The following is a 24,511-nucleotide window of genomic DNA, read 5'->3' as shown; positions in this document are numbered from 1 at the left end:
TTGATGAATTTTATATATAAATTATTTATTGGATTTTTTATTTTTCTTATATTTTTGTCTTGTGATGAAAAAAAGAGTTCAAAGAATTTGAAATCTGTAAAAATTGGATATGTGAATTGGGGTGGAGAAACAGCAGCTACAAATGTATTGAAGGTTGTTTTTGAGAAAATGGGTTACAATGCAGAAATATTTTCAGTTACTACATCCGTAATGTATCAATACTTAGCAACTGGAAAAGTAGATGGCACGGTATCTTCTTGGATTCCTACAGCTGATAAATTTTATTACGAAAAACTGAAAACAAAATTTGTTGATCTTGGTTCAAACTATGAGGGAACTATTCAAGGGTTTGTGGTGCCAAGCTATGTTCCAATTTCTAGTATTAGTGAGCTTAAGGGAAAAGGGGATAAGTTTAAGAACAAAATGATTGGCATAGATGCTGGTGCGGGAACTCAGATTGTTACAGAACAAGCGCTCGATTATTATGGATTAAGCAAAGAGTATGAGCTAGTTCCTTCAAGTGAGAGCGTTATGCTTGCAAGTTTGGATTCTGCAATAAAGAGAAATGAGTGGGTTTTAGTTCCTTTATGGAAACCCCATTGGGCTTTTTCTAGGTATGATATTAAGTTGCTTGATGATCCTGATTTAATTATGGGAGGAATTGAGAGTGTGCACACTCTTGTTAGACTTGGTCTTGAAAATGACGATCTTGATGCATATTATGTTTTTGATCATTTTTATTGGAATGATGATTTAATATTACCTTTGATGGATAGAAATGATAAAGAACCAGGTAAAGAGTATCGAAATGCAGTTGAATTTGTTGAAAAGAATAAAGAAATTGTAAAGATGTGGGTTCCAGAAAAATATAAGACTTTATTTGATTAATCTTTTTTGAAATTCTTTTAAAGATGTTGAAATAGGATTGTATTTAGGAATAAAATCATTTCCTCCTTTGAATAATGCATTACATCTTATTATTCTTAGTGTCATTAGTATTAGCGCTGTTAGAAAATTGTATTTTTTAAGGCATTCAATTGAATATTTTGAGCAAGTAGGTTTGTATATACATTGTAGTCCAAATACTTTAGAAAAAGTGTTTTGGTATATTCTTATTAAAAAAATAAAAATATAATTTAAGATAAAGAAAATTTTAAAAATATTCATATTTAGAATTGTATTATAATATAATGATTAATCAAGTGAATTAAAAATGTTAACTAAGTTTTATAACTTTAAAGTTTTTATTTTTATTATAAAGGAGGCTTTAAATTAAAAAATTTTTTTTAATTTTTATGACTGTCTCTTTTTCTTTTGCTGAAATTATTCAAATATCACCCAAACAAGCTGTAAATATGGCTTTAGAAAATAGCTTGGATTCAGAAAATGCTCAATACAAGGAAAATATAAAAAAACTTTATAAAAATAATGCATGGAATGTTTTTATTCCAAATGTTAACCTTAGCTCTACACTTAGTAGAAATTCTTCTGTTTTGAGTGAACTTGAGCGAGATTATTGGGGCTTGGGGTTTGGGGTTGCTATTAATCTTTCTTTGTCGCCTTCTGTTTTAAAGAGAATGGAACTTGTTATGTTGGAGTATGAAAATGCAAAAATAGAAAGGGAAAGTGCTGTTCGTAATATTAAGCTTAATGTTCTTAAGGCTTACAATCAGTTAATAGCTCTAAAGAGTATTTTGAAAGTTTTTGAGAGTCAGATACAAAACAGTAAGCTAAAATTTGAACAAGCTAGAATTGCTTATAATAATGGACTAATATCAGAAATAGATTTCCTTGATGCACAGCTTAAACATAAAAAATCTCAGCCAGACTTAGATGGTCAGATTATTAATTTTGAAAAATCAAAAGAAATTTACAAATTATTAATAGGATTAGATCCGGATCAAGATTTTGAAATTGTTGGGGAATTGCCAGACGATACAATAGATTTCTCCTTATTTAATGAAGCTTTAAATTTTAATGAATCATTAGAAATCAAGGAGTTGAATATGCGCTTAAAAATGACAGAACAGCTTATTGACTCTCTTTGGTTAGATACTTTTTTACCAAGTCTTTCGTTGTCATTTTCTTACTCTCCTTATAGGTCATTTAATGAAAATTCTAAAGGTTTTTCAAGTGGATTTTCAGCATCCTTCAGCTTAAATTATGGTTTAACTGAAATATTTCCATTTTCAAAGAGTTTTACAAAAATACAAGATAGTAACTATCAACTAAAAATATTGCAAAACAATATTGAAGGTAAAATTAGAAATTTAAAGTCTAGCATTGTTCAAAAAAGAAAGGATATTAGAAAATATAAAACGATTCTTGATGCTTCTAAAATTAATGTAGAATTAGCTAGTAAAAATTATCAAATGGCATTTAATGCTTTTAATTCCGGAATCATAGATCTTTCTAAATTGAATGATATTGAGATTGCTTATAAGCAGAGTGATTTGAAGCTTATTGAGGATAAATTGAATTATTCCAATTCCATACTTGAATATAAAGATTTAATAAATTCATTAGATTAAGAGGTATTTTTATGAATTTGATTTTTAATATTAACTTATATTTTAAAAAATATTTTTTAGTCTTAGTTTTAGTTTTGGTTGCTTGTGTCAGTAAGAATAAGCTAGATGACAAAAATATTAATAAGTATAAAGAAAGTGCTTATAGATTTCCAGTAATTGCCATAAAAATCAAAAAGGGAACCTTGAGCGATTATTTGTCTTTAAATGGAGATATAGATACAAAAGTCAAGGCAGATATTTTTCCAGATGCTGCTGGTAAAATAACCTCTTTGAGAGTAAAACTTGGAACTTATGTTAAAAAAGAGCAAGTAATTGCAACCCTTGATCCTTCAAGACCCGGTTCTGTATATTTGAATAGTCCAGTAAGAGCGCCAATCTCAGGATATATTTTAAATATTAGAAAAAAAATTGGCGAAACAGTTAATCCTCAATCCAGTATAGCAGTAGTAGGAAGGACGGATGCAAAGCAAATTTTAACTTATGTGTCTGAGAAATACATTTCAAATATTAAAGTTGGAAATGATGCTATTATTGAGGTTGGAGCTTATCCTAATGAAAAGTTTAAAGCTAAAGTTTCAGAGATATCTCCTGTTTTAGATTCTAAAAGTCGCACTATTGAGGTATATCTTACACCTATTGGTAGTAATTTAGATAAACTGATTATTGGTATGTTTTCTAAAATTAAACTTATTACTAAAAGTTTTAGAGATGTAATTAAGATTCCAAGAGAAGCTGTTGTTGAGCGAGAGGGTAAGCAATTTGTATTTAAGCTTGATTTAGAGGGCAAAAGCGTTCAAATGTTACCCGTTACAGTACTTTTTGAAATAGATGGCATTGTAGCGCTTTCGGGTGAGGTTAAAGAGAATGATTTAATTGTAGTAGAAGGTATGTCTACTCTTTCTAATGGAACTCCAATAAATTTAGTAGATACAAAAAAAAGTCTTTCAGCTGAAAGCAATATTTAGTTTATTGGGAGATGTGTTATGTTGGTTAAGAGAATAGTTGGCAAACCAATAACAATGTTGATTTTATTTTCATTGGTAATGATGATAAGTTTATATACTTTTTCAAGATTAAAAATAGACCTTTTACCTGGAATTGATATTCCTCAAATAAGTATTCACACCGCTTATCCCGGTGCTTCTCCTAGAGAAGTTGAAGAGAGTGTTTCTAGAGTTCTTGAGAGTGGTTTAAGTTCTGTAAAGAATTTGAAGAATATATATAGTACTTCTTCTAAAGAAAGTAGCACTGTTTCACTTGAATTTTATCATGGAACTGATTGGGACTTAGTTTTAAATGAAATTCGAGATGCTCTTGAATTGGTAAAATCTTTATTGCCCAGTAAATCACAGGCCCCCAGAATTTTTAGATATAATCTTAAAAATATTCCTGTAATGGAAATTACTATTAATTCTGTAAGGCCTGTTTCTGAGCTTAAAAGATATGCTGATGAGGTCATTAAACCTGGGCTTGAAAGGCTTGATGGAGTTGCAATTGTTACTGTTAATGGTGGAAGTAAAAAACGTGTTTTAATTGAAGTTTCCCAAAACAGATTAGAGTCTTATGGACTTTCTTTGTCGAGAATATCTTCAATTATAGCATCTCAAAATTTAGAACTTTCAGCTGGTAATATAATAGAGAATAACCTGGAATATTTAGTTCAAGTGTCTGGAAAATTTAAATCGATTGAAGAAATAGGTAATGTAGTAATAGCTTATAAGATTCCCGCCATTTCTTCTGGCATAAATTCATCTGCTATTGAGATAAAACTTAAAGATATTGCCAATATTAAGACCGATTTTGAAGATTTATCAGAATATGTTGAATATAATGGATTGCCTTCAATTTCTTTATCGGTTCAAAAACGTAGTGATGCCAATTCTATTGCGGTTTCTAATGTTGTTGTAAGAGAAATAGAAAAATTGAAATTATCTATGCCTAAAGATATGAAATTGGAGATTGCTTCTGATAGTACTAATTTTATTAAAGCGTCCATTTCAACGGTTGTAAATTCAGCTTACTTTGGAGCCATACTTGCAATATTTGTTATTTTTTTCTTTTTAAGAAGCTTTAGGGCTACAATAATTATTGGAATTTCTATTCCAATAGCAATTATTCTAACCTTTTGTTTAATGTATTTTTTAAATATTTCTATTAATATTATGAGTCTTGCAGGGCTTGCGCTTGGAATTGGAATGGTTGTTGACTGTTCAATTGTTGTAATAGACAATATATATAAATATAGGCAAAAAGGAGCAAAGCTTATTTCATCTTCTATTCTTGGAGCTCAAGAGATGATGCTGCCTATTACATCTTCAACTTTTACCTCTATTTGTGTTTTTGGTCCATTTCTTATTTTCAAATCAGAACTTGGGGTATATGGAGATTTTTTTAAAGACTTTTCATTTACGATTGTTATTTCTTTAGGAGTTTCTCTTTTAGTTGCGATTTTTTTAGTTCCTGTTTTATCAAGCCATTATGTCGGTTTATATACAAGTTTTCAAAAAAATATTAAGAATGCTTTTATTAGGAAAATTGATACTTTTTTTGCTAGGATTTATTATTTTTTAGAATTTTTGTATATCAATTTATTAAATATAGTTTTAAATCATAAATTGATTTTTGGGTTGATTGTTTTTTTTAGTTTTATTGGTAGTTTGTTTTTAGGATTATTGCTAGATGTGACAACTTTTGCTAGAGGTAAAGAGAACTCAATTGTTATTAATTTAAATTTTCCTAATAAAACTAATTTGGAATATGCAAAATTTTATTCGAATAAATTTTTAGAAATTGTAAAAAGTGAGGCTAAGGGATACAAAAGTATTATTTCTACTTTAAATGCTGACAGAATAACTTTCAATATATTGTTTCCCCTTAAGGAAGAGTCAAGAGGCAAGTTGATTCAAAGTATAGATTATGATGCTATTAAGTATAAAATTATGAATCGCATTGGAAATCTTTATCCCGAATTTAATATTGAGCCTTCCAGTGGCAATGCTTTAGGTGGTGGAGATGCTATTAAAATTAAAATTTCAGGTAATGATTTTGAATATATAAAAGATTATGGAAAAATTTTAGTTTCTATGTTTAAAAAAGAAATTCCTGAACTTGTAAATCCAAGGCTTAGTATAAATGATTTGCAGCTTCAAATTGGCGTTGAGATAGATAGAGCGCTAGCTTATAATTATGGCATTGACATGAATACCATTTTAAGTGAATTAAAGGCTAACGTTAATGGTGTTGTTGCTGGGCAATATGTAGAGAATGGGCTTAATTATGATATTGTTCTTAAGCTTGATAGAATGGATGTTAAAAATTTAAAAGATTTGGGAAAAATATTTATTACAAGTCCATCTGGAGTTAAAATTCCTTTTTCATCAATAGCTACCTTTGAAAAAACTAATAAAGCCGAATCTATTTACAGAGAAAATCAAGCTTTAACTATATATCTTAATGCAAGCATTTCTCCAAATGATAATTTAACTCAAGTAACCGCAAAAGTTATAGATTTTATTAATAATAAGGTACCCCATAAAGAAGGCACAGTGCTTAAGGTTGAAGGAGAATATGATGAATTTTCAAATATTATGAATCAGTTTAAAATAATAATTACAATGGCTGTTATTGTTGTGTTTGGTATTATGGCTTCTCAATTTGAATCTTTTTTAAAACCATTTATTATTATTTTTACAATTCCTTTAACGGCAATAGGGGTTGTACTCATACATTTTCTTGCAGGAGAAAAACTTTCTATTTTTGCTGCAATTGGAATGCTTATGCTTGTTGGTGTTGTGGTAAATACGGGAATTGTTCTTATAGACTATACTGGTTTATTGATCAAGAGAGGATTTGGACTAAGAGAATCAATTATTGAATCTTGTCGTTCAAGGCTTAGGCCAATTTTAATGTCTTCTTTGACTTCAATAATAGGGCTTATTCCTATGGCATTTTCTAGTGGGAGTGGGAATGAACTTTTAAAGCCAATTGCATTCACTTTTATTGGCGGAATGACAGCTAGTACATTTCTTACTTTGTTTTTTATTCCCATGCTTTTTGAAGTTTTTTCCAATATTGTTTCAAGTTTCAAATCTAGGTTAAAAAGGGTGGTGCCTAATTTAGATGTTGAAAAATCATTCAAAATTAATAATTCGACTAAAAGTAGTTATGATAATCTATTTGAAGAAGATGGGGATTGATATGACTAAATTTCATAGGTATAGGATTGAAATAATTTCCAACTTATCTTTAGAGCTTGATATTTTAGAATGTATGGAAAAAATAGAGCAAGAGCTAGGAGAGCCTATATATTATTCTAAGATAGAAAATGTTTATGGGAAAGGCAAGAAGGGGGAAAAACATGGCAATGGTGTTTGGCCTGAAGAAAATTTTATTCTGATTATTTATACCTCCAATAAATCTATTGTTAATAGATTGAAGAATATTGTAGATGATTTGAATCGTTCTTACCCTACAGAGGGGATTAATTTTTTTATTTTGGAAAATTAACCTTTAAGATTATAATTTCACTTGCTGTTTTGGGTAGCAAGTTTTTGAATAATAAAAATTATGTTTTAATATTTGAGCGTAAAAATATAATTTTTAAAAGGATCAAAATTTTCTGCTAAGTTCGCAAAATTCTTACCCAAGAGAATATTCTATTTATTCAGGAGTGTTTAATTATTTTTTGAAATATTAATATGAGAAGTAGAAGGCAGCAGCATTTTGAGAAAAAATTACTTGCTAGAATATTAAAACGAAAATTTACTTTTGGATTCTAAATTATTTTTTTATTAAATATTTTTTAAACTTTGTTTTAATTTTTTAGGTTTTTATTCTTATTGGCCTTTTGTATGTTTTTATAGTAGGGATCTTTATAAATAATTTTTTATGAATTTATGGTTATTAATGATATAATAAACCATATTAATTTTGTTAAAAGGAGGATTATATGTCAATAGCAAAGGCATTCTTTGAAGTGGCTGATCAGCAAAAGGATAAAATTGCTCAAATATATAAAGTTTGCAATGGATATACCCATGTTACTTATGGCGACTTAAAAAACAATGTTTTAAAGCTTGCTTCCTTTTTAAAGTCAATCAATGTTAAGCATCAAGATAAAATATTTATTTGCTCTGAGAATAGGGCCGAGTGGGCGGTTATAGATTTTGCAATTTTATCTTTGGGTGCTGTTGATATTCCAAAAGGTTCTGATGTTACTCTTTTTGAAGCCGAAATTATTTTTAACTCTGTTCTTCCAAGTGTAGTTGTTTTAGAAAATTTAAATCTTCTTAATATGTTTGTTCAAATTCAATTTGCAGTAAAACCGATATTTATTATTATTGAAAATTTGAACAAAGAAGATAGGCTAAAGTATAGTGATTTTGAAATTTATACCTATGGCGATTGTATTTCATTTGGTGACAATTTAAGAAAAGATTCAGAAATTATTGACATTGCAAGTAAAGTTGATTCTAATGATATGGCAACAATAATATATACTTCTGGAACAACAGGCAATCCAAAGGGGGTAATGCTTAGCCATGCTAACCTTCTTTACCAGGTTTCTAGTTTTAGTTTAATGGTTGATACGCAAGTGGGACAAATATTTATGTGTATTTTGCCAATTTGGCATTCCTTTCAAAGGTCTTTTTCTTACAATATTTTTCTCAAGGGTATGGTTTGTTTATTTTCTACCATTGTTCCAAGGGCAATGCTTGATGATATTAAAAATATTAATCCCCATTATATTGCAGCTGTTCCTAGGCTTTGGATTGCAATAAGGCAAAATATTAATAAAGAAGTTTCTAAAAAGCCGTTTATTTCTAGAATAATTTTTCATTTTTTTATAAAATTGGCATTTCTTAGTGATATTTGCTATAGGATAGTAATGGGGCTTTATCCAGACAATGGTTTTAATTTATTTTTTCCTATAAAGAAAATTTTGGGAATATTCGGGTTAATCAGCTTATTTCCTTTTAAAGCTTTGGGGAATATTTTGATTTTTAATAAAATAAATAAGATCTTAGGCAATAATTTTGTTGTTGGGATTACTGGTGGTGGGAGCATGCCTTTATCTGTTTCTAGATTTTTTAATTCAATTGGCATTGAACTGGCTAATGCTTATGGATTGACAGAAACTTCACCCGGAGTGGCTTCCAATAAGCATAAAAAAGTGATTATTGGGACTTGTGGTAAAATTTTACCTGGAACTGTTGCTGAGATTAGAGATGCTGATGGCAACAAGCTTAAAAAGCCTGGAAAAGGAATTTTATTTGTAAAAGGGCCCCAAGTAATGCTTGGATATTACAAGGATAGAGAAGCAACTTGTAGGATTATTGGTCCTGATAGTTTTTTAAACACAGGTGATATTGCAAAATTATCTAAGGATAATGTTGTTCAAATTATTGGTCGAGAAAAAGATACAATTGTTTTGAACAATGGAGAGAATGTTGAGCCTGCTCCAATTGAGATTAAGCTTGAAGAATCAATATTAATAGAAAAAGCGGTTGTTGTAGGACAAGATCAAAAATTTTTAGGCGCTCTTATTCTTCCAAATTTTGAAGAAATAAATAAATATCTAGAAAGTGTTGGGCAAAAAATTTTTGATGCTAATAATAGACGTCAAGTTATTTCAAATAATATTGTTCTTAAAGCTATAAATGATGAAATAAAAAAATTAATCAATAGAACTAACGGATTTAAACCTTTTGAGCAAATATTGAAGTTTACCCTTTTAGAGAAACCATTTGAAGTTGGTAAAGAAATATCGATTAAAATGGATATTAAGCGAAGCTATATTTTAAATTTTTATAAAAATGAAATTAAAAATTTATTTATTTAATTATTTTAAATACAGTTCAAGCTCTACTATGTCTTCTAATTTTGTATTGGGAGGTATGCTTTGCTTATAGACAAATCCAGCGCCATTTATTTTGATTTTTATGGTGTTTTTATAGTATTTTAGTATGTCTATTGCTTCTCTTTTGGAAAGATTTATAAAATTTGGCAAGTATGCCTTGTTTTTATAATTGGCGGCAGTTTTAGGAATCTTGATTTTTGATGGCATTTTGATTTTTTTATATGCGCTTGTGTTTTGTTGATATTCAATAAATTCTATTATTTCTTTTGCCATTGGAGCTGCTATTCTTGTTCCATATATTATTTTTTTTGGATATCTGTATACAATATAAATAATATATTTTGGTTGTTCTGTGGGGTATATTGCTAAGATGGAGGATGTATAGTCTTCTTCTGAGTATTTTCCGGTTTTTCTATCAATGGCCTGAGATGTCCCGCTTTTTGCAGAAATGTCAAGATTTTTAATTTTAAGGTTTGGAATTCCACCTTTATTTACAACTTCTCTCATCATTTTTAAAACTTTTTGTGCTGAACTCTTGGATATTGCTCTTTTTATTTCTTCTTTATCAAACTCTTTAATACTTTCTTCTTTATCGTTACTTATTTTTTTTATTATTCTAGGTTTCAACATTATTCCATTGTTGCCTAGTATGCTTGCAGCTTGTAATATTTGAACTGCTGACACTCCTATTTCTTGTCCAAATCCAATCGTAGCTTTACTTCTTCCTGACCATTTTGAATAATGATTTAAGAGCCCTTTTGTTTCCCCGGGAAATGGAAATCCAACTTTTTTTCCAAATCCAAAATCTAAAAGTTTTTTGTAAAAGTATTCATTGCTAACTTTGTCAGTAATGTAAGCTATTCCTACATTTGATGAATAAATTAAAATCTCTGTAGAGTCGATGTATTTATAGGGAGGATTTAAGGTTTTGATTGTAATTTTCTCTCCTGATGGAAATTGTTTTTGATATATTCCATTGTCTAAAAATTTTTCTTCTAAATTTAATTTTCCACTTTCTAATATTATTGCAACTGTAAAAATTTTATTAATGCTTCCAGGCTCATAGGTTAATGATGAAGAAAGGTTTTTTCGTATTTCTTCAGGATATTCAGAATAAAAGTTTGCATCATATTGAGGGAATTGAACCATAGATAATATTTCTCCATTTTGGGAGTCCATTACTAAAGTAATTAAACTTTCAGGATTATTTTCTTTAAAGTATTTTTTAGCTATTTTGCTAACACCTTGTTGTATATTCATGTCTATTGTTAAGTAGATGTTGTTTGTTTCTAATTCTTCATTTAAAAATTGTTGCTTGGTTTTATCTTTCACTAAGATACTATTTAGAGAAAATTCAATGCCCTCAAGGCCAAGATTATCTGTTCCCACAAATCCAGTAATATTGCTTGTGACATGTCTAAAAGGATAAATTCTTGTGTAATCAGGATATAAAGCAATGTTTGAGAGCCTGCCTTCAGCTTGAATTCTTTTGATTAAATCTGACTCTTCTCTTTTTATTTTTCTTTTTATATATAAAAACCCTTTATTGGAAGAAAGCTTTTCCTTTAAAATTCTTGAATCAATTTGGAGTATTGCGCCAAGAGTTTCAGATGTATTTACAATATTTTCTATTTTTTGAGGGTTTGTTCCAATTGAGTAGGACTTTGAAGAGAATGCTATTGGTTTGCCATTTCTATCATAAATTGTTCCTCTTCTTACAATATCATTTGACTTTAAAGATATAATGTTGTCTGGGCTGTTATTTAAGACCATTAATGTAAAATATTTGTAAATAGTTAGCAAAGTTATACCCAAAGATATTATTAATATTGTCTTTATTCGATATTTGTTGTTAAGTATTTTTTTGGTCATTGATTTTGGACCTCTTAAATTATTTTATGACTATATGAAATAAAAAATTATTCATTTTTTTTTGCATCTATATTATTATATGTTATTATATTCTGAAAAAGTAAATTACTATATAGCAGAGGGTATAATATAATGGATGTTAAAACTTTAAAAGGCTTTAAAGATTATTTACCAAAGGATTCTTTGATTCGAATTCATATTGTTAAGCAGATATTTAGCGTTCTTAATTCTTATAATTTTGATTTAATAGATACTCCAGTTCTTGAATATTCAGAGTTGCTTTTAAAAAAGAGTGGGGACGAATCTGAAAAGCAAATTTATAGGTTTAAAGATCATGGAGGCAGAGATGTTTCCATGCGATTTGATTTAACTATTCCTTTTGCCAGATTTGTTGCTACAAATATTTCTGATTTGAAATTTCCTTTCAGACGTTCTCAATTTGGAAAAGTTTTTAGAGGAGAAAATTCTCAAAAAGGCAGATACAGGGAATTTATGCAATTCGATTTTGATATAGTTGGAGAGGATGGCTTTAGAGCTGATGCTGAGATTCTTTCTGTTGTTTATTATGGACTTGAAGAGATTTTTTTGAATTTTATAGAAGGCATTAATAAAAAATTTATTATCCATTATTCTCATCTTGGTATATTAAATTCTTTTTTTGAAAAGTTAGGAATCAAAGAAGAATCTATTTTTATTTTAAGAAATATTGACAAAATAGATAAAATAGGAATTGATAAGGTTAAAGAGGCTTTGCTTCTTAAAATCGAAAAAGAAGCAGTAGATTCAATCTTAAGTTTGGTGAACTTGCAAGGTGCTTTTAAAGACAAAATACAAGCCTTAAAAAGCATTTTAGGCGATAACGAGTCTGTTAAAAGAGTAGAAGATGTTTATAGACATCTTAGTTTATTAAAAATTCAGGATTCTTTCAACCTAAATCTTAAAATATCGGGTGGGCTTGATTATTATACAGGGATTGTTTTTGAATCTGAGGTTTTTGGTAGTAATATGGGCAGTGTTTGTAGTGGGGGAAGATATGATAATTTGGTTTCTTCATACTCAAGCTCCATTCAAAAGGTATCAGGAGTTGGTGGATCTTTTGGTGTTGACAGAATAAAGGATATAATTGATCTTGAACAATTTAGTTATATTAAAATATTTGTCACTAAGGCCAGATCTAAAGTTTTAATTGTAAACCTAGATAGTGCTTTGCAAAATTATTATTATGAACTTGCTACTAGGTTTAGAAATCATGATTACTCTAAGGTTAAAAATATTTCTTGTGAAGTCTATTTTAAAAATAAAAATGGTAAAAATATTAAAGAGCAAATAGAATATGCTTTAAATAAAGAGATAAGATTTTTAGTTTTTGTTGGTCAAGAAGAATATAAAGAAAATAAAATTAAAGTAAGAGATTTAACAAAAAAAGAGGAGTTATTGCTTTCTTTTGAAGAGGTAATCAATGTTATCAAATGTAATGAAAAGCTACTGTGCACTCCTTTTTAATCTTAAATGTTGATTGTCTTGAAAAATTTTGGCAAAGATATTAAGATTAATTTGCATTTTTATCTATTTTCCTAATTGTGATTGCATTTAAGATAAGTTTGTTCTTTTTATATTCTATTTGTCCAAGTATTTCAACATTGTCTTTAAAATCAATATCAATATCAAAGGTTGTTTTTGTTGGAATAATTCCTGAGAGTACGTTTTTATTGTATCCTACATAAAAGTCAAACTGAATTATGTTATCTTTTTTTTCGACGTTATTTACTACTCCTTCCCATTTTACATATACGTTTGCATAGATTGATGGATCTTTTTTAATATCTTGTAAGTTTAGATATTCATTAAAGCTAATAAAATCTGGCCTTGAGATAAAACTCGCAAGATTTTTGGCTTTTAGTTTTATGGATTCCGATGCATTTGAATTTAATATTTTATTTATTTCTACTCTTGCGAAATTATCTTTTCCTGTTTTTAAATAAATTTTGATTTTTTCGAAAGAATTTTTAATTTCATCGCTGGTTAATATTAATATAAATTGACCTTCTTCATTTTTTATTTTTTCCTTGTTATTTATTTTAATGTCGTCAATGTAAGCAGTAATATTGTTTAATTTTTTTTTTATTTCTGCTTTTCGATTTATGGATGTTGTTATTTTTTGTTCATAAAAAATAAAATAGATTGCTAATATTGGAATAAATACAATTCCTCCAATGGCAATTGTTATGATTAGCTTTGTTAAATTTTTATCTGGTATTGCTTTAATTATTGGGAATAATTTTTCATATAGGTTGTTGTTTTTTAAAAAAACAGATCCTTCAACAGGGTTTTTTCGAATAATTTCAAGAGACAGCTCTGATCGATCTACTTCTTGATTTTCTTCTATCATTTTAAGCCATATTTGAATAGCTTTTTCTTCTTTGCCTTGACTTACTAAAAGTATAGCAATAGCTTGTTTTATATTTGATTCGCCAGGGTTTAAAGTGTAAGCTTTTTTAAGATATGTTTGAGCATTGCCAAGGTTTCCAATACGAAGATAAGACATTCCCAAGACATAGTGATACAAATAGTAGTTTTTGTAGAAAAAAATTTCTTTTTCTAGGAGCTTTATTGCTTGTGAATATTTTTTTGAATTATAGTGATAAATAGCCTTATTAATAATTTTATTAGGTTTCATATAGCTAGAATTTGACCCCACAATTTTCTTTTTAATATTATAATATAAGATTTTATTTTAAAAGAATAATAAATAGAATATTGTTATTTTGCCCTAATTTCTTGTTTGACTAAAAATTGATAAATGATATAATTATATAGAGTTTAACGGGGGGGGTTGTATATATTTTTAAAATGGTGGGGATGTGTCATCAGAAAGAATCGTTGAATTGATTAAAGAGATTTATTTAGATTTTAGAAAAGGTAATTTCAAAGAAGCTTTATTAAAGTCCGAAGAAGCTCATTCTCTTGATTTTGATAATATTGAAATTTTAACAGCTTTGAAAAGCTCTGTTTATTGGAATGGTCAAGTTGAAAGCCTTGATAGAATAGGACAAGATTATGAAAAGGCAGAATTTTTAATAAGAGAGTGGAATAATTTTGCAGGGCGATATTTGAAAAAGATGGGTTGTAGTTTTTTACAAGGTCGTAATTCTATAAAATATTTTGTGTTTCAGACTTGTCTTTACATATATAAAAATATATACAAATTTCATCCAGAAAATTTGGACCTTTTAATAAAAATTGCTAAGTCTTATAAAGGCATGGGAAATTACGAGAGAGCAATTAATGTCTTTTTACAAATATTGGGAGATGCTAAGGAAAACTCAGATGTTGTTGCAGAGCTTGCTGATTCTTATGCGCTGGTTGATGAAATTAAAGAGGCCAAAGTTTTATTTAGAGAGGCTTTTTTTATTAATCCTCAAAAAATAGATATATATTCTCTTGAGTCCGATATGATTTTAAGATTAATAGATCTTATTAAGTCTGACAGAAACATTTCAGATGATCTCATAAAAGAATGGATTCCTGTTTATGGCTCTCTTAATGGTGTTTTTAATGTTAAAAGAGAATTAAGACCAATAGAGCTTGGGCAGCTAAAGCAGTCTGTTTATAGTTTGCGCAATGAACTTAAAGAAAAGTCTTATAGATCAATAAATGAGAGCATGTTACTTCCAAGGCTTATTAATAAGTATTTTTGGCTTATTGATCATTATGTAAGTATAAAAGAGGATAGGGCGCGTATTGATGAGATTTTGTTATACATAAAAGAAATAGACTTAGGGATTTATCAACAGTATGTAAATTAGTTGCTTGATGCTAAAAATCAATATTAGGAGAGTTTAATGTCTAATGTTACCATAGAAAAATTAGATAGTATTTTACAAGAAGATAAGTGGACAAGAATAGTTGTTAATAATTATTCTCTTGCTAAAATAAAAGAATTGGATGATTTGATAGATAATATAATTGATGAGGGGTTAACAGAAGATGTGCTTGATATTTGCGGAAGGCATTTAAAGGATGTTAAAAAAAGCATAGCGGGTCTTTATATTTCTGGAATGCTTATATATAGTAGGCGACCTTTAAATGATATGAATTTGCTTGCTGTTATTGATTTGTTTTCTCAAAACTTAAAATGGGCCCTTGTTGAACATATATGCAATGAAATGCTTTCTATTTCTGAAAATAAGCATGCGCTTTATACTCTTGCAAAAATATATGCCCAAAACAATGAAAATGATAAGCTTCCAAGTATTTGGACCAGAATTGTTGAAGCAGATATTGATGACACTGTGTTTGTAAGGCAACTTGCTACTTATTATGAAACTATTGATTTGCAAAAATCAATTTTTTATTTTAGAAAGGCTATTTATCGTTTTATTGATAAAAAACAAATGTCAGGAATCAGAGAAGTATGGGCAAAGCTTATTCATTATGTTTCAGATGATTTTGATTCTTTTTTGCTTATTTTGCAAAAAATTGAAAAAGATCTTGGATTTAAAAAGGCTATAGTTCTTTATGAAGATTTGTTTGATCATTATTCGTTGACTGATAATGTTGATGAGACAATAGAAATTTTAAAAGGCATTTTAAAGCTTGACAATAAAAATCATAAGGCAAGAGAAAATTTAGTTAAATTTTTAAGAGAAAGATATAAAGATGTAAATAATATTGAGGATTACCTTGCAAAGTCTGATATTGAAAACTTAGATAAAAATTTTGTTGATGTATATTCAGATTTTGAAAAATATTTGTTTTTTGCAAAGGGTAACTTTGTTTATCACCAGACTTGGTCTGTTGGAATAGTAAGGGATGTGAATGATCATGGCATTACAGTTGATTTTGTTTCTAAAAGAGGCCATTTTATTGGTTTTGATATGGCAATGTCAGCTCTTTCTCCTCTTAGCAGAGAGGACATTAGGGTATTAAAGGCTGTAACACCCAAAGAAGAACTTGCAGATAGAGTAAAAAAAGATATTGAGTGGGCTATAAAAGTTATTATAAAAAGTTATAAAGCTATTGATTTGAAGGGAATAAAAAAAGAGTTGGTACCAAGCTTAATGACTCAAAGTTCATGGAATTCGTGGAGCTTGAAAGCAAAGCAAATCTTAAAGGACAATCCCCATTTTGTTATGGATTCTGGTAAGCTTGATTGTTATATATATAATGAGAGATCTTCCAATTTGAATGAAAAAATGTATGATAAATTTAAGATTGAGAAAGATTTTTATAAAAGATACGAGATATTTATAAATTATTGCAATGTTAAGGGAATTGTTAAGGATTTGCATATTGAAGAAGAGATGCTCAATTATTTTTTAATTTATGTTAACAATTTTACAAAGGTTGATCATCATGTTATAAGTTCTTACGTTATTCTTAAATCTTTAAGTAATTTTTCTGAAGAATTATCATTAAAAGTTAATATAGAAAAAAATGTTAATTTAGAATCTCTTTTAAAGGAGTATTCAAAAGGAATAGTAGATCTTTTTGATTCAATTTTGAATGCAGAAATTAAAAAAGAATTGATTGTTTTAATTAAAAAAGAACTTAGTAATTGGATTTTGTACTATAAGGAGCTCTTCCCCCATTCTGTTAATAAGAAATTAGTTGAATCCCTTTACAAAGAAGACCCCAGAGAAGTGGAAAAATTATTTAATTATGTTATAAAAAATTATAAGATTTATAAAGATGCTTATATTTGGATTTTAAAGCACTGTAAAACCTATTCTATTAAACTAAGTTATTCAGATTCAGAGCTTTTAGCTAATTTAATTAAAATTTTAACAGACAGTGTTATCAAAATTAATAATAAAAATAATTCTGTTGCAAGCAAAAGAATTTATAAAATGGTAATTAATCTTTTAGTTAAAGATAGATACCTTAAATCAGTCTTAGAGTGCTTGAGAGACGAAGAGCTTGCAAAGAGGGTTTATATGACTTGTTTTTATGTCAAAGATTTTCCCCCAAAGGATCTTTTAGAGATTAAATCTATAATAAGGCAATTATTTGATTCAGTTGAGTTTGAAGATGAAAAGATGCAGCTTACAGGCGATAGAATGGAAATTGGATTTTTAACCATATTAAGTTCTTTAAATAAAAAGCAAAAAGAGCTTAAGCATTTAAAGGAAGTTGAAATTCCAGAAAATTCTAAAGAAATCGGGAAAGCTCGTGAACTTGGCGATTTAAAAGAAAATGCCGAATATCATTCTGCCAAGGAAAAACAACAGTTTTTGACAAAAAGATTAAACTCCTTGATGTTGGAAATAGAGAATGCAAAAGTTATAGATACTAAAGATCTTCAAAGTTCTGTAGTTGGTTTTGGGACCAAGGTTGTCATTTTAAATGAAGTTACAGGTAAAGATGAATCTTATTTAATACTTGGACCTTGGGAATCAAACCCCGATGAAGGTATTATTTCATATAAATCACCTTTTGGAGAAAATTTACTTGATTCTAAGGAAGGAGATAGTCTCGATTTTATTATAAATAATACTAATTTTAGATATTTTGTAAAGAAAATAGAACCCATAAAATTTAGTTAGGAAAAATTTAAGAATGTCAAAGTTAAAGGAAAAAAGAGGAAAAATCGTTGTTAGCATGGAGAGAGTGAAAAAAGAGGAAGCTATTGAGCTTGCAAGAGTTCAAATAGAAAAAACTTTTGGGAAGGGAAGTCTTATTAAGATTGGGGAATCTTCTGTTGGAAAAGGCATAAAGAGTATATCAAGTGGATCTATTGTATTAGATGAAGCTCTTGGCATTGGTGGATATCCTAGGGGGCGAATAATAGAAATCTTTGGTCCTGAGTCGTCTGGCAAGACTACTTTGACTCTTCAAGCGATTGCTGAAGTACAAAAAGAAGGAGGCATAGCTGCTTTTATTGATGCTGAACATGCTCTTAATCCTGTTTATGCAAAAGCTTTGGGAGTTAATGTTTCAGAACTTTGGCTTAGTCAGCCTGATACTGGAGAACAAGCTCTTGAGATTGCCGAACATTTAATCAGAAGTGGTGGGATTGATTTGATTGTAGTTGATTCTGTAGCAGCTTTAACCCCTAAATTAGAGATAGATGGAGAAATGGGAGATTCTCAGATTGGTCTTCAAGCAAGATTAATGAGCAAGTCTCTTAGAAAGATTACAGGCATACTTTCTAAATCTAATACTTGCATTATGTTTATTAATCAAATAAGAATGAGGATTGGCATTATGTTTGGCAATCCAGAGACTACTGCTGGTGGGAATGCTTTAAAGTTTTATTCATCTCTTAGACTTGAGGTTCGAAAAATAGAACAAATAACTAGATCAGGCTCAAGTGATGATGTTATTGGCAATAAGATTAGAGTTAAGATTGTGAAGAATAAGGTTGCTCCACCTTTTCGTAAAGTAGAATTGGTAATTTATTTTGGGAAAGGCATTTCTAGAGAAGCTGGCATTTTAGATGCTGCTCTTAAGCATAATTTAATACAAAAAACAGGCTCTTGGTATTCATTAGGAAATAATAAGTTAGGACAAGGGAGAGAGAGTGTTGTTGAGTATCTTAATAAAGAAGTAGAACTTGCAAATGATTTGGACAAAAGGCTTAGAAAAATAATTTTCAATAATTTTGATCAAGAGGATGTTAATTTTATTAAACTTAAGGAAGATTAATTTAGATAGTAGGTAAATTTTAAATGTCAGAATTAAGTAGTTATTCTATCAGCCTTGATAATTTTACAGGTGGAATAGAACTTTTTTTTGAATATGTTAGTATGAATAGGCATGTTTTAAGAACTTTGAGTTTAAATCAAATAATTGAAGAATTTATAGTTGTTTCAAGTGATCTTAATATAAGTATTAGGGGATTGATCGATTTTTTTTATCTTGCTAATAATTTGTTTTATTGGAAAACCCAAATTTTATTTCCATTAAAGCTTGAATACAAAGATAAAGCGGAGCGCAAAGTTGTGGAAAGGTTAATAGATCATAGCAAGAATAGAGAAAATGGAAAATTACAATTAAATCAAATAAAGAATTTTAAATTCTATGACTCAAAAATGATTGAAGATTTTATCTTTGGTAATAGTGATAATTTTGTTAAAAATATTAATGCTATTTCTAATGATAATAATAAAAAGAAAAATTTAAAGAAAAAGTCTAGTGTATTAAAAGAAAAAGTTATTAATAAAAAATTTAAAGTTGTTTTTAATAAATATGAATTAAAAATTTTTGAGAAAAAGATGAAAATTATTTCTATCTTAAATAAAGAGAGCAGTGTAATTTTTGATTCTCTTTTAGATTTTAATGCCGATAATTATTCTTTTGAGAGATTTTCTTATTTTTTAGTATCTCTTGAGTGTAAAATGCTTAATATTATAAATTTAGGATATTTGGATACTAAATTAGTATTGTATCGAGGTTGTAAAATTAATGATTGCACTTAAATCCCCCAGAGTTCAGGTTTTTTTAGCCGAAAAGGGAGTAGGGTCAAGAAGATTTTGTGAAGAACTTATAAGAAAGAAGCTTATAAGAGTTAATGGTTCTATTGCTAAGCTTGGGGATAAGGTATCGCCAGGAGACAGAATAATTTATAAGAAACAGATTTATGTGTTTAAAGACTTTCAAAGTAAGAATAAGATTTATCTAGCTCTTAACAAGCCTAAAAATTATTTATGTTCTAATTTTGATGTTAATGGAAGAAAGTTGGCAATATCGTTGGTTCAGCCTTTATTTAAAGAGCGTATATTTTCAATTGGCAGGCTTGATTTTAAAAGCTCTGGACTTTTATTATTCACTAATGATGGTGAATTTGCAAATGATATTATTCATCCAAGGCGAAAAGTCGAAAGAGAATATATTATTGAATCGAAAAAAGATATTGATGAAAATTTGCTTATTTCTTTTAAATCAGGTATAAAGGTAAAAAAAGAGTTTTTTAAATTAAAATCTTATGAAATTTTAAATAAAAATTCTGCTAGATTGATTTTAGACGAGGGGAAAAATAGGGAAATAAGAAAAGTGTTTTTAAGTAAAAATATTTTTTTAAAAAAAATTCATAGAATTAGAATTGGCAATATTAATTTGGATAATTTAAAGGAAGGTCAAGTAAAAATCATTCCTTTAGTTAAGATAAATAGGTTAAAATCCAGGCTGGAGAAGTCAAATGATAATAGCAATTGATGGACCTTCAGCATCGGGAAAAAGTTCAATTGCAAGAGAGCTTGGCGTAAAACTGGGATATAAATTTATTAGCTCTGGTTATCTTTATAGGATAATAACTTTAATTGCCCAAAAATTTCTTATGAGTAGCTGTGATTTTATTAGTGAGGATAGGCTTTTAAATTTGATTCTTGAAAATGATATAAGTTTTAATGATTCCAGCTTTTTTCTTAATGGAGAGAATGTTGAAAGTCAAATTTTAAACGATAAGATTGATTTTCAAGTTTCTTTTTATTCTTCTTATGTTGGAATAAGAAACATTGTGAATAAAAAATTAAGAGAGGTTGTTAAATTTAGCAATGATAATTATATAATAGAAGGTAGAGATATTACTACTATTGTTTTTCCAGAATCTGAATTCAAAATATATCTTGATGCTTCTGTTAAAGTTCGAGCTTTGAGACGATATAAGCAAAGAAATGGGAATGAGACTTTAGAAGAATTAGAGCGTACTCTTAAAATAAGAGATGATGTTGACAAGAGAAAACAATATGGTAAGTTAAAGTTATCAAAAGGGGTTTTTTACCTTGATACAAGCTACAAAGGATTAGACGATGTATGTAATATTATAATAGAAAAGTTTAATTTGAAAAAGGTAAGAGAGAGGTGAGAATGGAAAATCAAAAAGATTTACAAGAAAATTATTTGAAAGTACTTGAAAGAGTAGAACTTGGAAGTCGTGTTTCTGGAACGGTTATTAACATTATGAAGGATTATGTTCTAGTAGATATTGGTTATAAATCGGAAGGCTTTATTAAAATTGAAGAATTTGAAAATGTGCCCAAGATTGGCGATAAACTTGAGGCAATCGTTGTAAGAATAGGCGGAGAATTGGGCCTGATTTTAAGTGTTGAAAAGCTTGATTCTTTAAATTTTCAAGATAAAGTAGATGAATATATTCAAAATAAAAAAGTAATAAAAGGTAAAGTTTTGGCTGAGCTTGCAAATGGCTATAAGATTCAAATTAATGAAAATGTTTCTGGCTTTATGCCTTTTTATTTAAGCTCCAAATCTAAGGATGAAAAATTAAAAAGAGGTCTTATTGTTGAATTTTATATTCTTGAAGCAAGCGAATCGGACGGCTTGAGACTTATTCTTGATAGACGCACTTTAGAAAGAGAAAGAGATCTTGCCAAGAGAATAGAGTTAGTAAGTTCTTATAATGAAGAAGATGTGGTTGATGGTGTGGTTGATCGCATTACAGAATATGGTGCAATTGTAAAAATTAAAAATTTTGTTACAGGAATTTTGCACAAAAGAAATATTGCCTTTAATCAAGTTGAAAATATTGAAGATTTTGTTAGAGTTGGCGATAAATTAAAGTTGAAAATTATTAAGATAAATCTGCAAACAGGTAAAATGGAACTATCTCTTAAGGCCCTAAAAGCAAATCCTTGGGATTCTGTAGATATTAAATATAAAATTGATAGCATTGTAAAAGGGAAGGTTGTAAAAATTTTACCCTTTGGAGCTGTTATTGAGCTTGATAGCGAATTGTCAGGGTTTTTGCATATAAGTAATTTTTCTTGGATAAGAGTAATAAAGAGTCCTCAAGAATTAATAAAACTTGGCCAGATGGTAGAAGTTAAGATTTTAGAGGTAGATAAAGAAAATCAAAAAATATCGTTGGGTATCAAGCAGATCAATGAGAATCCTTGGGAGAGGTTAACTGAGAAATATCCTATTGGAAAGGTTATTCAAGGGGTTGTTACTAATATTACAAAAACAGGTGCTTTTGTAAATATTGAAGAAGGTATAGATGCTTATGTGAGTAAGTTTGATATTTCTTGGCTCGAAGAGATTGATCCTGAAGAATATTTCAAGATAGGCGATTTAGTGAATGGCAAAGTGCTTGAAGTTGACAGACGAAAGAGGAATGTTAGACTAGGAATTAAGCAGCTAGAAGAGAGCCCTTGGGAAGATTTTTCTAAAAGTTATAAAAAAGGTGATGCTATTGAGGTTGAGATTGTAGAGAAAAAGTCAAAAGGCTTTCAAGTTAGAGTTTATAATAAAATAATGGGATTTATTAGTAAAATTCAGCTAGGAGATACAAAAGAATCCAGTTTGGAAACTTTTGAAAAATTAAACATTGGAGATAAGCTTAAAGTGGTAATAACAAGTATTGATTCTAAAGACAGATCAGTACTTCTTTCTTATAGGGAGTATGAAAATCAAAAATCAAGAGAAGAGATTTCTTCTTATTTATTTAAGGGCAACGATGAGGAATCTTATAAGCCATTTGAAAGTTTGTTAAAGAGGGATGAATAATGACCAAGAACAATCTTTTGGTTTTCTTTATTGCTATTATTTTTGTGTTTGTATCTGTTATTGTTGTTTTTTATAATTCTTTAGGCAAAGATTATGTAAAGAGTGGTGGAGAAATAGTAGAAAATCTTGAAAAAGATTTAAATGACTATTTGAAAGAAAATGATACCAAAGAAAAAGAAAAAATATCTCTTAGGATAAAGGAACTTATTTCAAAGGAAAAAGAAATTTCATCTTACTTTATTTCAAGGTTTTATTTGGCTAGAGCTTTCTATTTACAAAGTCAAGTACAGTACGATGAGGCTATTAAGGATTTAGATATTGTTATTAAGGCGAAAGGCATTGAGAGCGAAATTGCTTTTATTAATAAAGCCGCAGTTTATGAAAAAATGGGATTAAAAGAAGATGCTTTATTGGTTTATGAGGAGCTTATTAATAGTACTAGTTTAGGATTTTTAAAGGTGAGAGCTCTTTTGAGTAAGGCAATATTGATTGAGGAAAAAGATAAAGATCTTGCTGTAAAAGTATATGAAGAGATTGTTAAATTCCCATATGAAAATAATTTATATATAAATATAGCAAATAATAAAATTTTAGAACTTAAGCAAAATTAATTTGTATTTTTTTGGGGGAGGTTTTATAATTTTTTTTATCTTATGTTTTGTATTTTGTCTAGGATTTTTTGGATGTGGTCTTGACAATATTTTAATACTTCCATCTCCAGAAAAGATTGATAATCGAATTTCAAGAGATTCTGTGGCTTTTTTTTTGCCAGCAGGTTATTTTTCTGATCAAGCAGCTGAAAAATTAAGGGGTTTTGATATATATTATAAGTTTTATCCGGAAGGCTCCAATTACCATATAAGCAGTTTTCGAAAAAGCGTTGAAAAAGATTTTGAAGCCTTAAAGGGTGTTTTTGACAATGTTAGTGAATTTAATAATAGAGGGTTTTATAAAATAAATTTAAATCCCACTGCTTATTCAGGTAAGCCTGTTTTTAAATTAAATAAAGAATGGGTCGATAGTAAATTACCTTTATATTTTGAAATAAATTTTGGAGAATTAAGAAAAGATGTTCCTGGTGAGGCTTTTATTATTGTGAGAAATGGAAATACTTCTTCTTCCCCTGTTATTCTTGAAAAGCAAAACATATATAGATCCTACATTGACAAAGGGGAATATATAGGTTTTTCAAAGTCTATTAAAAAGTCTAATCTTTTGGATAAAGAGAAAAGACCAATTGATCTAAAGCATATAAATGACGATTTTTTTACAAAAGATATTTCTCCTAAATATAATTTGGCAATTTTTGTTATGGGTGTAGGCAGTATTGTTGACGATGCTTATAGCGTTCTTATTGATCTTGGAGATTTATCGGGATTTAGTTTATCTAGCTAGTTGGATTTAAGGGGTAAGTATGATAGTATTTTTTTCTCATTTGATTTTAACAAACATTATTATTTCTTTTTTGGTAAGCTTTTTTGTTATGTTTTTAAACATATTGAATTTTAAGTTTTTAGTAGTTTATTTAATAAGTTTTTTAGGTGGCATTTTATTTCTGTTTTTTATCCCTTTTTTCTATTCTGATTATTATGAAAGGCGAATAGATCTTATTCTTTATTTATTTCCTATTTTGGGTTCAGTTATTTTAATAGGTTTGATTAAATTCTCTGAAAGAAATAGGAATGACTTGTAAAAGAATTATTTTTAAAAGGGCTAGGTATCAATATCAATTTAGCTTTTAATGTTTTTTATTAATATAATTTGTTGATAATTTTGTTAAAGAGAA

At 28.5% G+C, this 24,511-nt stretch carries 20 protein-coding genes; 17 read left to right on the top strand and 3 right to left on the bottom strand.

The genetic code is table 11. The annotated features are described in order from the left end of the window. The first annotated feature begins 3 nt into the window (after positions 1-3). Complete coding sequence (locus tag BG_RS00700; protein ID WP_011193495.1) at positions 4-888, top strand: glycine betaine ABC transporter substrate-binding protein; 885 nt, start codon at positions 4-6, stop codon at positions 886-888. Here BG_RS00700 and yidD read toward each other — a convergent pair. After that, positions 877-1,167 carry a membrane protein insertion efficiency factor YidD gene (gene yidD / locus BG_RS00695; protein WP_083802090.1) on the bottom strand — a complete coding sequence of 97 codons (291 nt, stop codon included), beginning with the start codon at positions 1,165-1,167 and terminating at the stop codon, positions 877-879. The two genes, BG_RS00700 and yidD, sit on opposite strands and share 12 nt — an antisense overlap. Before the next feature lie 128 nt (positions 1,168-1,295). Here yidD and BG_RS00690 point away from each other — a divergent pair, with 128 nt between their 5' ends. From BG_RS00690 to BG_RS00670, 5 genes are all read left to right on the top strand, one after another. Continuing rightward, positions 1,296-2,531 (top strand): TolC family protein, encoded by a 1,236-nt coding sequence (locus BG_RS00690; protein WP_011193494.1) that lies wholly within the window; start codon positions 1,296-1,298, stop codon positions 2,529-2,531. An 11-nt stretch (positions 2,532-2,542) separates the two neighbouring features. Further along, positions 2,543-3,496 carry an efflux RND transporter periplasmic adaptor subunit gene (locus tag BG_RS00685; protein WP_011193493.1) on the top strand — a complete coding sequence of 318 codons (954 nt, stop codon included), beginning with the start codon at positions 2,543-2,545 and terminating at the stop codon, positions 3,494-3,496. Positions 3,497-3,514: 18 nt separating this feature from the next. After that, entirely contained in the window at positions 3,515-6,727 is a 3,213-nt protein-coding gene (locus BG_RS00680; protein WP_011193492.1) for an efflux RND transporter permease subunit, read from the top strand. Position 6,728: 1 nt separating this feature from the next. Beyond that, complete coding sequence (locus tag BG_RS00675) at positions 6,729-7,037, top strand: PG0541 family transporter-associated protein (RefSeq protein WP_011193491.1); 309 nt, start codon at positions 6,729-6,731, stop codon at positions 7,035-7,037. A 442-nt stretch (positions 7,038-7,479) separates the two neighbouring features. Then, positions 7,480-9,372: an AMP-binding protein gene (locus BG_RS00670; RefSeq protein ID WP_011193490.1), complete on the top strand. Its 1,893-nt coding sequence runs from the start codon at positions 7,480-7,482 to the stop codon at positions 9,370-9,372. On the opposite strand, the gene BG_RS00665 is transcribed toward BG_RS00670, so the two are convergent. Further along, a complete protein-coding gene (locus tag BG_RS00665; RefSeq protein WP_011193489.1) occupies positions 9,373-11,262 on the bottom strand; it encodes a PASTA domain-containing penicillin-binding protein in 1,890 nt (629 codons plus the stop codon). It lies immediately after the preceding gene. A gap of 132 nt (positions 11,263-11,394) precedes the next feature. Here BG_RS00665 and hisS point away from each other — a divergent pair, with 132 nt between their 5' ends. Then, positions 11,395-12,765: a histidine--tRNA ligase gene (gene hisS, locus BG_RS00660; protein ID WP_011193488.1), complete on the top strand. Its 1,371-nt coding sequence runs from the start codon at positions 11,395-11,397 to the stop codon at positions 12,763-12,765. 46 nt (positions 12,766-12,811) lie between these two features. Here the strand turns inward: hisS and BG_RS00655 are convergent, their stop codons facing one another. Beyond that, complete coding sequence (locus BG_RS00655) at positions 12,812-13,939, bottom strand: tetratricopeptide repeat protein (RefSeq protein ID WP_011193487.1); 1,128 nt, start codon at positions 13,937-13,939, stop codon at positions 12,812-12,814. Between the two features lie 184 nt (positions 13,940-14,123). Here BG_RS00655 and BG_RS00650 point away from each other — a divergent pair, with 184 nt between their 5' ends. From BG_RS00650 to BG_RS00605, 10 genes are all read left to right on the top strand, one after another. Beyond that, the gene (locus tag BG_RS00650) at positions 14,124-15,068 is read left to right on the top strand and encodes a tetratricopeptide repeat protein (protein ID WP_011193486.1); all 945 of its coding nucleotides are present in this window, start codon (positions 14,124-14,126) and stop codon (positions 15,066-15,068) included. 36 nt (positions 15,069-15,104) lie between these two features. Beyond that, positions 15,105-17,807 carry a transcription elongation factor GreA gene (gene greA / locus BG_RS00645; RefSeq protein ID WP_011193485.1) on the top strand — a complete coding sequence of 901 codons (2,703 nt, stop codon included), beginning with the start codon at positions 15,105-15,107 and terminating at the stop codon, positions 17,805-17,807. 13 nt (positions 17,808-17,820) lie between these two features. Further along, positions 17,821-18,909: a recombinase RecA gene (gene recA / locus BG_RS00640; protein WP_011193484.1), complete on the top strand. Its 1,089-nt coding sequence runs from the start codon at positions 17,821-17,823 to the stop codon at positions 18,907-18,909. Between the two features lie 23 nt (positions 18,910-18,932). Next, positions 18,933-19,682, top strand: coding sequence for a hypothetical protein (locus BG_RS00635; protein WP_011193483.1), 750 nt, complete (start codon positions 18,933-18,935; stop codon positions 19,680-19,682). Then, positions 19,669-20,418, top strand: a complete 750-nt coding sequence (locus tag BG_RS00630) for a pseudouridine synthase (RefSeq protein WP_011193482.1) — start codon at positions 19,669-19,671, stop codon at positions 20,416-20,418. The genes BG_RS00635 and BG_RS00630 overlap by 14 nt, the downstream gene beginning before the upstream one ends. After that, positions 20,402-21,067, top strand: coding sequence for a (d)CMP kinase (gene cmk / locus BG_RS00625; RefSeq protein ID WP_011193481.1), 666 nt, complete (start codon positions 20,402-20,404; stop codon positions 21,065-21,067). The genes BG_RS00630 and cmk overlap by 17 nt, the downstream gene beginning before the upstream one ends. Before the next feature lie 2 nt (positions 21,068-21,069). Beyond that, positions 21,070-22,725: a 30S ribosomal protein S1 gene (locus BG_RS00620; protein ID WP_011193480.1), complete on the top strand. Its 1,656-nt coding sequence runs from the start codon at positions 21,070-21,072 to the stop codon at positions 22,723-22,725. Then, complete coding sequence (locus tag BG_RS00615; protein WP_011193479.1) at positions 22,725-23,336, top strand: tetratricopeptide repeat protein; 612 nt, start codon at positions 22,725-22,727, stop codon at positions 23,334-23,336. Before BG_RS00620 ends, BG_RS00615 begins: the two co-directional genes overlap by 1 nt. 88 nt (positions 23,337-23,424) lie before the next feature. Further along, positions 23,425-24,120: a hypothetical protein gene (locus tag BG_RS00610; RefSeq protein WP_095205646.1), complete on the top strand. Its 696-nt coding sequence runs from the start codon at positions 23,425-23,427 to the stop codon at positions 24,118-24,120. Between the two features lie 19 nt (positions 24,121-24,139). After that, positions 24,140-24,418 (top strand): hypothetical protein, encoded by a 279-nt coding sequence (locus BG_RS00605; RefSeq protein WP_011193476.1) that lies wholly within the window; start codon positions 24,140-24,142, stop codon positions 24,416-24,418. Positions 24,419-24,511: the final 93 nt, after the last annotated feature.

Origin of the sequence: Borreliella bavariensis PBi (genome assembly GCF_000196215.1) — a bacterium.
Lineage (GTDB): Bacteria > Spirochaetota > Spirochaetia > Borreliales > Borreliaceae > Borreliella > Borreliella garinii.
This window is presented reverse-complemented; position numbering and strand designations above follow the sequence as displayed.

Excerpts from the sequence above, each read along its gene's own strand:
- BG_RS00700 (WP_011193495.1), top strand. The coding sequence starts at position 4 with ATGAATTTTATATATAAATTATTTATTGGATTTTTTATTTTTCTTATA.
- yidD (WP_083802090.1), bottom strand. The coding sequence starts at position 1,167 with ATGAATATTTTTAAAATTTTCTTTATCTTAAATTATATTTTTATTTTT.
- BG_RS00690 (WP_011193494.1), top strand. The coding sequence starts at position 1,296 with ATGACTGTCTCTTTTTCTTTTGCTGAAATTATTCAAATATCACCCAAA.
- BG_RS00685 (WP_011193493.1), top strand. The coding sequence starts at position 2,543 with ATGAATTTGATTTTTAATATTAACTTATATTTTAAAAAATATTTTTTA.
- BG_RS00680 (WP_011193492.1), top strand. The coding sequence starts at position 3,515 with ATGTTGGTTAAGAGAATAGTTGGCAAACCAATAACAATGTTGATTTTA.
- BG_RS00675 (WP_011193491.1), top strand. The coding sequence starts at position 6,729 with ATGACTAAATTTCATAGGTATAGGATTGAAATAATTTCCAACTTATCT.
- BG_RS00670 (WP_011193490.1), top strand. The coding sequence starts at position 7,480 with ATGTCAATAGCAAAGGCATTCTTTGAAGTGGCTGATCAGCAAAAGGAT.
- BG_RS00665 (WP_011193489.1), bottom strand. The coding sequence starts at position 11,262 with ATGACCAAAAAAATACTTAACAACAAATATCGAATAAAGACAATATTA.
- hisS (WP_011193488.1), top strand. The coding sequence starts at position 11,395 with ATGGATGTTAAAACTTTAAAAGGCTTTAAAGATTATTTACCAAAGGAT.
- BG_RS00655 (WP_011193487.1), bottom strand. The coding sequence starts at position 13,939 with ATGAAACCTAATAAAATTATTAATAAGGCTATTTATCACTATAATTCA.
- greA (WP_011193485.1), top strand. The coding sequence starts at position 15,105 with ATGTCTAATGTTACCATAGAAAAATTAGATAGTATTTTACAAGAAGAT.
- recA (WP_011193484.1), top strand. The coding sequence starts at position 17,821 with ATGTCAAAGTTAAAGGAAAAAAGAGGAAAAATCGTTGTTAGCATGGAG.
- BG_RS00635 (WP_011193483.1), top strand. The coding sequence starts at position 18,933 with ATGTCAGAATTAAGTAGTTATTCTATCAGCCTTGATAATTTTACAGGT.
- BG_RS00630 (WP_011193482.1), top strand. The coding sequence starts at position 19,669 with ATGATTGCACTTAAATCCCCCAGAGTTCAGGTTTTTTTAGCCGAAAAG.
- cmk (WP_011193481.1), top strand. The coding sequence starts at position 20,402 with ATGATAATAGCAATTGATGGACCTTCAGCATCGGGAAAAAGTTCAATT.
- BG_RS00620 (WP_011193480.1), top strand. The coding sequence starts at position 21,070 with ATGGAAAATCAAAAAGATTTACAAGAAAATTATTTGAAAGTACTTGAA.
- BG_RS00615 (WP_011193479.1), top strand. The coding sequence starts at position 22,725 with ATGACCAAGAACAATCTTTTGGTTTTCTTTATTGCTATTATTTTTGTG.
- BG_RS00605 (WP_011193476.1), top strand. The coding sequence starts at position 24,140 with ATGATAGTATTTTTTTCTCATTTGATTTTAACAAACATTATTATTTCT.